Below are 10,116 nucleotides of genomic sequence, written 5' to 3'. Positions count from 1 at the left end.
GTAATTATCTATATAGCTTTATGATTTATCTATAATAACGTGACATTCTTTCTCATGCTTGACTGTTTTGGTGGAAATTGTCTTATTTGTGAGAAAATAAACCTATTGTTTTACTGTTTTTTATAAAATAGGGAATTAGTGATTGATAATCATAATGTAATCTGAAATTTTAATGATATTAAAATGAGTAGCTCTGTCATCATCTCAATATTTAGGTATATAGTAGTAGTACTGTGAATTTAGTTAATTCAGATATATACCCAAGGGGCGATACGTGTTTGCTGAACCAGCATCTTGAGGTTATCTAGATCTGAACTCAAATTAAAGGAAATATAATGCTCCTTAGGGATAGGCAGGGGGTTCAAGTTGAGTGGTACAAAAATCCAGATAAACAATGGCTAGCAAACGCTTGGCGTGATCTTGAAAACAGAGCTAATGCCAATTTTTTCTTAAGCTGGCTATGGATAGGTACGTGGTTAGACTGTTTTGTTACGGATTTTCATTTGATTGAAGCCACACAAAACTCTAAAACCGTTGGGCTCGGTATCATTGTCACTAAGCGCCATGCGTGTGCACCGAATTGGTGGCGTAAACAACATTTTCTTCATCGTACTGGATCCCATGATGAAGACCAGATCTGGATTGAATATAACGACTTTTTAATCGCGAATAGTGATGCTCATGAGATTCGTGATGCTATGTGCGCCAGTATGCAAGCATGGATTGGTCCTAATGATACCTTTGTTGTGGGTGCAAGCCTGCCTGAAAAATTTGCCCCGATGACATCGTTAGGTGTTGCTGAAAGAACGGTGTGGGAAACTAAAAATTATTTTTTAGAATTGAGCAGCTTACGAGAAAAAAAACAAGATCTTTTGCAGGTTCTATCACGTAATTCTCGGTATCAGATCTCACGTAGTTTACGTGAGTATCAGCAAGTGGGTGCAGTGACAGTAACAACCATGACGACGGTACATGAAGCTCTCGCGTTGTTTGAAGCCGCAAAACCGCTTCATTTAGCTCGTTGGGGTAATAGCTCAAACGGTAGTGGTATGGTTAATCCTAAGTTTGTTGCTTTTCATGAAAAGCTAATTGCTAAAGGCATGAACAGTGGACACATTGAACTGCATCATGTGCAAGCTGGCGATGAAACCATCGGAATTATCTACAATTTTCATTATCGTGGTGTGGTGTATTTCTATTTAGGTGCGATGAATTATTGCCACTCTAGCCCTCATTTTAAACCCGGGTTAGTTTCACATTACCTATTGATTAATAAAGCCATAAAAGATGGCGTTAATGTCTATGATTTTATGGGGGGAGAGGCTCGCTATAAATCCACCTTTGCCAATCAAGAAGGCTGTTTAGTGGTATCACGTTACGGCCATCCGAGTGCATTTTTAAGCGTAGAAAATTTTGCTAGAGAAATAAAACATCGCTTGTGATTTTGGGTAACGTCCTAAATGGTAATTGATAATTTAAATAAAAAAGTCGCTATTGGTTATTTATGGAACTTGGCATCTAAATGGATAACAAGGTTTATAGGTATTATTAGTACGCTGATTCTAATTCGAATATTGGCACCTAATGATTTTGGTATTGCAACATTAGCTAATATCGTTCTAGCATTATTTGTGATGTTATCGGAAGTGGGTAGTGATAAATATGTAATAAAATCTCAAGAATGTACCAATGAATTACTCAATAGTGCGTGGTCTCTCAATATTGCTCTTAAATTTTTTTGTGGAATTATTATTGCGAGTGTTGCACCGTATATTGCTGATTTTATTCATGAGCCTATATTAAGAAATGTATTATTAGTATGTAGCGTGATCCCCATAATTGGTGCGTTTAAAAATATTGGTATTCTTCAGTTTGAAAGAGATTTGAATTATCGACCACTGACTAAGCTATCTGTGGCCGTGAAATTGACCGTTTTTCCTATCACCATAGGATTAGCGTTATGGTTACAAAACTATTGGGCTCTGTTAGTCGGTACTTTAGTTAGTGAAGTAATCGGTGTCATCGGATCTTATCGCATTCATCCCTATCGGCCTAAATGGTCGATGAAACAATGGGGGAAGCAGTGGAGCTTTTCCAAATGGATGGTGATCTCGACAACAACAGGTTATTTGCGATCGCGTATTGATGCTTTTCTATTAGGGAAGTTTTTGCCAGCGAACGCTGTTGGGTTGTTCAGGGTTAGTCAGGAATTCGCTTGGTTGCCTTTTTCTGAAGTTATTGCCCCTGCTACCCGCTCTTTTTATGCCAGTTTGACAAAAGTCTCTAATGATAAGAAAGAGTTAATCGAGCAGTTGATTCGATATCAATCCATCGCATACTTGCTCGTTGTGCCATCTGCGTTTGGCATTTATGTTCTGCAAGATCAAATTGTCTGGGTTGTAATGGGTGAAAAATGGATGCCTGCAGCGCCTGTCCTTGGGTTATTAAGTCTTTTAATGTTGTCTATGCCACTTAACATCGCTTTGCAAAGTGTGCTAACTCATTTATCGAAAGTGAAGTACTTAGTGTGGATAGATGTAGTGATGATTTTAGCTATTGGTGGCAGTTTTGTTGCACTTTATCAACAAGGCGTTGAAGAGTTAGTCACCTATACCTTATTGCGCGTGATACTCGTGATCGTATTCATCATGATGTTGCTTATTTCCTATAAGTGGATATTGGGTATTCCGGTGATCCGCTTATTAACTTCGCTATTGATACCCATGTTACCCGCGTTAGTCATGTATTGGGGGATTGAGCAGTTATTGCTGATGATCCATTTTGTTCCCGTTATTAATTTAGCGTTGTCGATTGTGGCGGGAGCGGCAATTTTTACGCCTTTAATGCTTATTATGATTATAGCGTTTAGAAAATTACTTCCAGACTACCAATACTTATATGAGTTGATCATTCATGTCGCTGCAATGTTGCGGCGAAAAATAGTGACTAGGTAATGAGTGGGTTTATGGAAATGTTGTCCACTGCTGAGGAGTGCGATTACGTGAGAGAGGATGCATGCAACAACCTGTAACAGGAAGTAAGGTCTCTGTCCTAGTATTAGGAGAAGATACACGCAGTTTTCTATCCGTTATTCGGTCATTGGGAGAGGCGGGGTATGAGGTTCATGTTGTATGCTACGACAGAACCAGCCCAGCATTAGCCAGTAAATACATTACAACGGTAAAGTTTTATAACTATCAGGCTCTTACTGCGCAAGATTGGCTTAACAGTGTGATTGCGCTTGTTCAGCGTTATCAATTTGATGTGATTATTCCCTGTGACGAACGAGCACTTTATCCTCTGTGGTCAGCAAAAGAACGTCTCCCTAGTCACACGCAACTCGCGATTGCGAATCCGCAAGCACTCGAACATTTATTTGATAAGTGGAAAACAAAACGCGTTGCTCAAACATGTGGTGTGCCAGTTGCCGAAGGCCATATCACCACTATAGTGGAAACTAGCTATGATCAATTACAGCAACGTTATGGTGATCTTTTCGTCGTTAAGCCATTGCAATCATTTGAAGAAGATAAGTTAAGTCAACGGCAAAAAGTCGTCATTATCCATTCAGCGGAGGACTTTGCTGCTTTTCAACATGCGAACGACAGTCATCATACTTATTTAATTGAAGCCTTCTTTGCTGGTAAAGGCGAAGGGGTGTCTGTGCTGTCGATTCAAGGTGAAGTGTACGCTGCATTTGCTCATGTCCGGGTTGCTGAGCCAAATTCGGGCGGGGGGAGCTCATACCGGAAAAGTATTCCTTTGGATCCTGCTCTATTAGAGGCAGCAGAACAGATGTGTCGGCAGACTCAGTTAACTGGTGTGGCAATGTTTGAATTTCGGCGTAATGAGGCAGAACAATGGATTCTGGTCGAAGTGAACGCTCGCTTTTGGGGATCATTACCGTTAGCTGTCTATGCTGGAGTCGATTTTCCTAAAATGTACGTCGATTACTTGGTGACGAATCAGCCCCCACAGAGCAAAGTGTTGCAATATAGAAGCGTGACTGCCCGCGCTTTAACTGCCGATATTTATGAAATGAAACGGGAGTTTGAGTTGTTCAGTGAGACGAGGGGCACTAGTATCGCGCGAAAATATTTGTTGGGTAGGCTATTACAGATAGGGAACGTTATAACACCTAAAGAGACGCTTGATAGCCTGCAATGGCATGATATGAAGCCATTTTTAGCCGAGTGCTCAGCTTTATTTCGTACTCTAGTGCTCGCCAAATTACGCAAAACTCGTCTTCTGATCCGCTATCGACGTTATAAAACGCAAAGACAGCTTGCCCTTCTTTTTAAGCGTAATCCTAGGCGGCGAATTCTCTTTGTTTGCTATGGAAATATTATGCGCAGTCCTTTTGCCGCTGCGTATTTCCAAGATTCAGCCGCACAACAACACATTTCACTCAGTTGGGATTCATTTGGTTTCCACTTAATCGAGCAGCGCTCATGTCCTCAGTCAGCTTTTCAAGCAGCACAAAGACTGGGTGAAGATTTAACTTGTCACCAATCGAAATGGTTAAGTCAATTGGATATTCGAGAAACCGATATTGTTATTTACTTTGACCGACAAAATTACAGCAAATTGCACGCCTATTATCAGGTAAATCACGCTTTTTGTGCGGCAGACTTGTTAGATAATCAATTCCCTAAATTAGCCGATATTGACGATCCTTATGGACGAGGCATAGAGGGGGTCGAGGAGTGTTATCGCAAGATTTCTAATTCAGTCACTCGGTTGTTAACCATATATAAAGAGGCGGTTCAATGAGCGCGACACAACTCGCAATAGTCATTCATGCGGAAGAAGAGTTCGATTGGGACGGCGGTTTTTTTCGCTCAAAAGTGAAAGTCTCGCATGCTGATAACCTAATCCATGTGATGGATCGAATTATTGAATTAGGCGGTAAAATCACGCTCGCTATGGATTACCCATTTATCACTAGTGATGATGGCAAAAAGGTGGTGGATTACTACCGACATCAGCATGGTGTTAATGTCGAATTCGCAACTCATTTACATCCTTGGGTTAACCCCCCATTTGAAAACGAACATGACAGTGTTGATAACCATTTGTCGTATCCTGGCAATCTGTCTTATGAGTATGAATTTGAAAAAATAAAAGTACTGACTGAAACCATTGAGCGTATCTCGGGCTTTCGCCCAAAAACGTATCTTGCAGGGCGTTACGGCATTGGTGCTAATACGCAAAATATTCTTAAGTCTTTAGGTTATGAAGTCGATTTAAGTATCAGCGCCTATTGCGACTTTCGTCATCAACAAGGACCAGACTTTAGTCATTATTCGAACCAAAAATTCGTGGATAGCGAGATTACCTATCTTCCACATACTAGTTCGATTTTATCGGTCATTCCGCCTATTCGTAACTATTTAAACCGCCACCCGGAAAAGTTCACTTGGATTCAAAATAATAAATGGCGTCATTTAGTTGGAAAAATCATGCGAGTTAAGCGTTATCGCCTCTCTCCTGAAGGGTTTACTGCGCATCAGATGAAACAAGTGACTCAAGCTCAACTGCGAGTCGGTCAGCGCGATTTTATAATGTCATTCCATTCGCCAAGTACGAAAAGTGGGTTAACGCCATACACTCATACGGATCAAGATGTCGCCTATTTTCTCTCTACAATAGAAAATTATCTACGCTGTTTTACCCAGGAATACCAAGGTAAAACCGTTTTACCTTCAATGCTTTCTGCGTCATCTAGCCTATGAGGTTTCATTAGAATGAAAGTCTACGTTCACCCTTGCCAAACAAAAAATATCGGCGATGAATTTAATCGTTGGTTTTGGCATGAGATATTTGAAGAAAACATAGAACAATATTCCGATGATGTGCTGCTGGTAGGTATTGGAACAGTACTTAATGAGAAGTTACCTCACGCTAACGTTACGCATATTTTGGGGAGTGGCGTTGGTTATAGTGATAGTGATGTTATTGATTCTAAACATTGGACTATCCATTTTGTGCGCGGCAAGTTGAGCGCAAAAGCGTTAGGGATAGATCCTTTGTTAGCGATTTCAGATCCGGGCATTCTGATCAGTCGTTTAAGAGTGATTGAGTGTTCGCAGCGATATGATATTTCTTTTATGCCTCATATCGGCATCGACTCACCGCGATATAAAGCTTTTATTGAAGATGTGATGGGATGGCATTACATTTCGCCCTCCGATGAGGAAGAGGTTATTTTAAATGATATTGTTGCTAGTGGTAAGTTAGTGACATCAGCAATGCATGGCGCCATTATTGCTGATTCTTATCGCGTTCCTTGGTTCCCGGTTAACACTTCGGCAGAAATCTTACCTTTTAAATGGCACGATTGGTTTAGCTCTCTCAATATCAATGCTTCTTTAACTCACCTACCTGCTTATTGGGGCGAAATCCATTCGGGGTTTAAATCTCGATTAGTCAATACGGTTAAAGAAACACAGCTCAAATATCAATTGAGGAAAATACAAAACTCTCGACATTTTATCCTAAGTAACGCGCGTGAACTCGTGAGTAAACAAGAACAGATTCTTGCTAAATTACATGAGGTTAAACCGCTTATTTTTGAAAAGTCTTTGGTAGATAAAAGTCCCGTTACATCTCAACCCTCTGACAGCACAGTGAAGTTATCACAATGAATAGTACCTATGATTCATCTTCGGCAACCAATCCAGATAAAACAGTGAGGGTGGAGGGGATTTCTATCATTATTGCAACCTGTAATCGTCCTGAACTTGCTTATCGAGCGGTTAAAAGTGTGGTTGCGCAATCTTTGGTAGAAAAGCAAATCGTGGTCGTCAATAATGGTTCAAGTGTTGAAAATCAGGCTCACTATCAGACATTATTCGCCGAGTTAGCAGAGCAAATTGAGTATGTGGATTTGTGTACCTCACAGGCAATTGGAGTCGGTCCCTCGATTGCACGTAATGTTGGCCTATCTTATGTGACAGGGAAATACGTGACGTTTTGTGATGATGATGATGAGTGGATTGATCCCGAATATTTAGCCAATATTGCTCAATCGTTACGAAAGTATCAACCTGATATTCTCTTTTCCGACCAGAAAGCCATACAGGCTAACGGCACTGTTAAGGCGAAACATTGGTTTGATAATGATGCGTTACTTCACTCTTCGGTACCGCTCGATGATGGCGATATTTATCAGGTTGAAGCGAGTTACTTTTACCAACATGGAGGTTTCCCTCATCTTAATATCACCGTATATAACTATGAATTGATTAGTCAATGGGGGGGATTTTGTAAAGCTTTAGATTACGAGGAAGACTTTGAACTTTTCCATCGATTATTAAGCCACTCAAACCTGTTGCTCTATTATGACCAAGTCGTCAGTCTTCACCATATTCCCGATCAGCAATACCAAGATAATGTCACAACTGCAATGAATCAGCAGCATAAACAGCTATCACGACTATATATATTTACCAAACTGACGTTGGAAAGCCTCAGTCCTCAACTGAGTCGCTTTGCACGAATACACGCAAGTTATGCGGCGGCAAGGTTAGCTGAATTCGCCTTAGAAAAGAGGGATTTTGCGTTAGCCAAACAGATGTCGAAGCAAGCGATTAGTTGGCGGTTATCACCAAAGATGGCATTGCTGTTTGGGTATACGGTATTGCGCTCATGCATAGCCGCAGTTGGCAAAACACAAAGGTAGGATTATGAATCATATTTTACTCACCACTGATGAAAATTTTGCTCAGCACTGCGGTGTTTGTATTGTCTCCATCATAAAAAATAATCCGCATACTCATTTTTGTATCACCGTGGCAGGAATGGGGTTAAGTGAAGGGAGCAAAAATAAGTTACAGCAATGTGTGGCCCTTTCTGATCACAGTGAACTGAATATTGTTGAGTTCCCGGGAGAAAAATTAGAACCCTTCCCCCAAATTGGTGGCTATCGAAAGAATATCTACTTACGCCTTTGGGTGGATGAGTTTGTCGATGAAAGCGTTGATTTCGTTCTTTATTTGGATGCAGATACGCTGGTGGTCGATTCAATTGAGGACTTATTCCAATTTAATCAGCACGATTTTATTATTGGCGCGGTCGACATACCATTTGCTGACAGTCACAAACGGTGTCATTTGCCGCTAGAATTCGGCTATTTCAATTCCGGGGTGCTGTTGTTTAATGTGCAGCGTTGGCGTACGGAGCATTGCCGTGAGCAACTGCTGAGGTTTTTAATAGAAAATAAAGACATTGCTCTCAATCCAGATCAAGATGCGCTAAATGGGGTGTTTTATCGCCAGAGACTAAACCTTGATTATACCTACAATGTCATCACGCCATTTTTCCGTCGGTACGATTATCAGAAATTAGGTAGCGATGAACTGACACGGGTGCGCAACGAAGCCAAAATCATTCATTTTAATGGTCGAGCTCGTCCGTGGCTCTATTCCTGTAACCACCCTTACCAACATAAATACTTTGATTACTTAAGTTTAACACCATGGCATACGTTTAAGCCGCAAGATAAGTCTCTGTATACATTAATGAAAAAACGGTTACGTGTTCTGTTAGGTAAAGAGAGTTTTATACACATATCTGATGTGAAGGGAATGTAGAATCACTTATGAATGGAAAAACCAACAAGATTCTAAAAGCCTCATTTATATTGTTATGCGTATCTTGGTATTCGCGGTTACTCTCTGCGGTGAGTATCATTGTTCTTGCCCGAAATTTAACGCGCGATGATTTTGGTATTCTCGCTGGATGTTTTATCGTACAAGGTTTTTTTAATGTATTGTCCAATGTCGGAAGTGGCCAATACCTCATTCGTAAAAGCAGTATCAGTGAACATGATATTAATGCTGCCTGGACGATCAATTTCTTATCGCGGGTGATGGTCGCACTCCTTATCTATTTACTCTCTGAGCCAGCCGCACAATATATGCAGATACCAGAAATGGGGTTAGTCCTTAAGGTTATGTCTCTTTCTGCTGTGTTTATCGGCCTGCAAAACCCAGCGATTAACCTCAAAATTAAACAGCTTGATTACAGTAAGCTCTCAGTGCTTGAAATTGTAACCAAATCAATTTCAAGTACGGCATCAGTGGTTATAGCGATGATGTTTCACACATACTGGGCCGTTGTGATTGCTGGGTTGCTCTATAACGGTCTGTATGCGTTAGGGAGCCAATTTATCGTGCGGCAAAAGCTTAAATTTGTGATTGATAATATTAATGTTCAGTGGCAGTTTTCTAAGTGGATTCTACTGAAAGGGGTGATTAATTATATTAAAGTTGCTTTTGATAAAGTGATTGTCGGCAAGTTTTATTCGGTCAGTGAATTGGGGTTGTACAACTTTGCTAATGAAGCGTCAGTGACCGCGTTACAATTTGTCATTACGCCAATCAACAAAGTGCTTTATCCGAGCCTATCAGACTACGTCGATGACAATCAGCGCTTACTGGATAAAGTATATAAATCCATTGTTGTATTGAGCTGTATTTATATTCCCGTGGTGTTCGGTGGCGTTTATCTCGCAAATATCATCGTGCCTAGTGTGTTTGGTGAACAATGGCGTGATGCGACGCCTCTTTTTCAAGCATTTTTAGTGATGACGTTTTCTCGCATGATCGTAGGAGTGTTAACGGATGTCTTCACGCTAACAGGCGAGGTTAAAAAGCAGTTTTTTTATGAGGCGCTTACCTCGGTGCTGTTTTTACTTATTATCCTCGCTGTATCATCGGCGAATCTTTATGATTTTGCCGTATACCGAACTCTTGTCGCTTATCTGATGTTGGCAGCCCTGTTCGTTGCTTTGAATCGGATTATTTCAATTTCCATGCTCAAAACTGCAAGGTTAGTGGTTCCGTTTATTGTCGGATCATTGGTTATGCTCGTGGTGGTTTATGGTATGCAGTTGGTGTTTATCACTGCCGTACCACTACTCAACTTATTGGTTTATATCCTAGTTGGTGCATTAGCCTACGGTGGAACAACGATGTTATTCGTTTTCTATTTAAAGCGTATCAGCCAAGAATATGACTTCTTGTACAAGACATTTATCCGTCCATTCGTGAATATCTTAAAACGTCGGTTGCTACCGCAATCTAGCCACTAAAATAACAAATATAAGGACAT

8 protein-coding genes are annotated in these 10,116 nt (G+C 40.7%); all 8 read left to right on the top strand.

Annotation, left to right across the window (positions count from 1 at the left end; translation table 11 throughout):
- Nucleotides 1–335: 335 nt before the first annotated feature.
- The 8 genes from F9817_RS20490 (at nt 336) to F9817_RS20455 (ending at nt 10,096) form a co-directional block, all read left to right on the top strand.
- Nucleotides 336–1,442 carry a GNAT family N-acetyltransferase gene (locus tag F9817_RS20490; RefSeq protein ID WP_161158054.1) on the top strand — a complete coding sequence of 369 codons (1,107 nt, stop codon included), beginning with the start codon at nt 336–338 and terminating at the stop codon, nt 1,440–1,442.
- An 18-nt stretch (nt 1,443–1,460) separates the two neighbouring features.
- A complete protein-coding gene (locus F9817_RS20485) occupies nt 1,461–2,954 on the top strand; it encodes an oligosaccharide flippase family protein (RefSeq protein WP_161158053.1) in 1,494 nt (497 codons plus the stop codon).
- Nucleotides 2,955–3,015: 61 nt separating this feature from the next.
- On the top strand, nt 3,016–4,773 hold the full coding sequence (locus F9817_RS20480) for an arsenate reductase/protein-tyrosine-phosphatase family protein (protein WP_161158052.1): 1,758 nt from the start codon (nt 3,016–3,018) through the stop codon (nt 4,771–4,773).
- Nucleotides 4,770–5,735, top strand: a complete 966-nt coding sequence (locus tag F9817_RS20475) for a polysaccharide deacetylase family protein (protein WP_161158051.1) — start codon at nt 4,770–4,772, stop codon at nt 5,733–5,735. The genes F9817_RS20480 and F9817_RS20475 overlap by 4 nt, the downstream gene beginning before the upstream one ends.
- 12 nt (nt 5,736–5,747) lie before the next feature.
- Nucleotides 5,748–6,647, top strand: a complete 900-nt coding sequence (locus tag F9817_RS20470) for a polysaccharide pyruvyl transferase family protein (RefSeq protein ID WP_161158050.1) — start codon at nt 5,748–5,750, stop codon at nt 6,645–6,647.
- A complete protein-coding gene (locus F9817_RS20465; RefSeq protein WP_161158049.1) occupies nt 6,644–7,684 on the top strand; it encodes a glycosyltransferase family 2 protein in 1,041 nt (346 codons plus the stop codon). Before F9817_RS20470 ends, F9817_RS20465 begins: the two co-directional genes overlap by 4 nt.
- 4 nt (nt 7,685–7,688) lie before the next feature.
- Complete coding sequence (locus tag F9817_RS20460; protein WP_161158048.1) at nt 7,689–8,594, top strand: glycosyltransferase family 8 protein; 906 nt, start codon at nt 7,689–7,691, stop codon at nt 8,592–8,594.
- 8 nt (nt 8,595–8,602) lie between these two features.
- Nucleotides 8,603–10,096 (top strand): oligosaccharide flippase family protein, encoded by a 1,494-nt coding sequence (locus F9817_RS20455; protein ID WP_161158047.1) that lies wholly within the window; start codon nt 8,603–8,605, stop codon nt 10,094–10,096.
- Nucleotides 10,097–10,116: the final 20 nt, after the last annotated feature.

Origin of the sequence: Vibrio eleionomae, from assembly GCF_009874545.1 — a bacterium.
GTDB lineage: Bacteria > Pseudomonadota > Gammaproteobacteria > Enterobacterales > Vibrionaceae > Vibrio > Vibrio nitrifigilis.
This window is presented reverse-complemented; position numbering and strand designations above follow the sequence as displayed.